Source organism: Streptomyces sp. NBRC 110028 (genome assembly GCF_001417735.1).
Lineage (GTDB): Bacteria > Actinomycetota > Actinomycetes > Streptomycetales > Streptomycetaceae > Streptomyces.
This window is the reverse complement of record NZ_BBUZ01000001.1, coordinates 1-1,713: the sequence shown is the minus strand read 5'-3', so window position 1 is coordinate 1,713 and position 1,713 is coordinate 1. Positions and strand designations below refer to the sequence as shown.

Here is a 1,713-nt window from a genome sequence, read left to right as displayed (position 1 = left end):
AGGGCCCGGCCGAAACCTTCCGAGGGGTCCTTGGAGAACTCGCTGTACATGGTCTTCAGGGCCGGGCCCGGGTTGCTGGCCACTGTGTGGAGCTGGGCCGCCGTGCTGTTCAGACCCGTGAGGTACTCGGCCGGGTGGGTCAGGTTGTACGGGTCCATCGGATTCAGGCTGCGCGCGAAGGAGTTCAGCCCCGCCACGCCCTTGATGACACCGCCCGTCACGTGCATCGCGTCCAGACCCAGCCCGTCCAGGCCGGACCCGAACTGGTCGCCGTACGACGGCTTCGGCGGGGCCGCGTCCTTGGCCTGCTGCACCACCTTGCGCGCCGCGATGACCGCCTCGTCCCGCTGGCGCCGCGCCTCGTCCAGCTTTTCCTGCGCGGCCTTCGCCTTGGCGGTGCCGGGGTCGTGGAACTCGCCCGGCTTGGTGGGCTTCTTGCCCGAGTCCTTGCCGGACTCCACCTTCGCGTTGTACGCCTTGGCGGCGGCGTTGTACGCGTCCACCTTGTCGTTGTGCGCGGAACGGGCGTTCTCCGAGGCGGTCTTGGCCGCCTTGTACGCGTCGATCGCCTCCTGCGCCTGGCCCTGCGCCCACGACACGGTCCCGGCGAAGTCCTCCAGCGCCCCGGCGGCCTTCTTGCAGGCGTCCGCGGCCTTGAACCACTCCTTCGGCTTGACCGACACCTCATCCCGGAAGGCGTCCGCCGCCTCGCCCTTCCAGTGGGAGGAGTCCAGTGCCTTCAGACCGTCGCCGACCTTCTCGAACGCCGACTGGAAGTCCTTCAGATGCTTCACCGTGGAGCGGATCCGGCTCACGCTGCCGTAGATCAGCTTCTTGGGGTCCTCAGTCTCCCCCAGCTGCATCTCGGCGACATCCGCGCCCAGGTAGTTCGCGGTGGAACGGGACTTGTCACGGACCCAGTCCGCGCCGCCCTCCCAGCCCACCTTGTCCAGGCCGTCGGCGGTCTTGTCACCCGCCCATTCGACGGTGTCGCCGAGGGCTTCGGTGCCCTTCTCGACCGCGTCGTCCATCCAGTCGGGCGTCAGGTCACCGATCCCCATCAGCGCGCGCCCCTCTTGGCGCTCTCCTCGGCAGCCTGGTCGACGAATTGCTGCATGCCGGTCGCCTTGTACCGATGGCCCGCCTCCTCGCCGGCGGTGTCCCAGGTCTTCTCGGCATCGGACGCGGCCTTCTCGAAGGACTCCTTGCTGTAGTCCGGCGTCCAGGTGTCGACCGAGATCAGCTCCCCCATGTCCTTCCCCGCGATCGTCTTCTCGTCCAGGTGCGGGTTGCCCAGCACCGAGTTCGCGGCCACCTTGAAGGTGCCCTGGGCGTACTGCTCCTGCTCCCACTGCGAACCGGCCGCCAGCCCCACCTTCTCCGCGAGCTTTCCGGCGTCCTCGATCAGGCCGCGCACACCCCAGTCCCACAGCTCGCAGAAGTCCTCGAAGTCCTTGGCCAGGCCGTTGTGTCCGGCCTCCATGGACGTCATGGACAGCTCCTCGAACCCCGCCCCCATCTCGGCGTCCGACGCCGAGGCGATTTCCTTCAGCTCACCGATCGCCGCCCGCAGGCCCTTCACGATCTCGGCCTGCGAATCCTTGTCGAAGGCCAGGTCTATGTTGCCGCCCTTGGCGCCACCGCCATCGCCGCCGCTCACTGCTCGCCCTCCCCGTTCGACACAGCGTCAATCCAACCAGCACCGTACGACAC

General features: G+C 68.1%; 2 protein-coding genes. Both read right to left on the bottom strand.

Going from position 1 to position 1,713, the window contains the following annotated elements:
- A partial coding sequence (locus tag ASC60_RS00010) for a putative T7SS-secreted protein (protein WP_370592840.1) occupies positions 1-1,061 on the bottom strand: 1,061 nt, incomplete at its 3' end.
- Positions 1,061-1,660, bottom strand: a complete 600-nt coding sequence (locus ASC60_RS00005; protein WP_055545432.1) for a hypothetical protein — start codon at positions 1,658-1,660, stop codon at positions 1,061-1,063. The genes ASC60_RS00005 and ASC60_RS00010, both read right to left, overlap by 1 nt.
- Positions 1,661-1,713 lie beyond the last annotated feature (53 nt).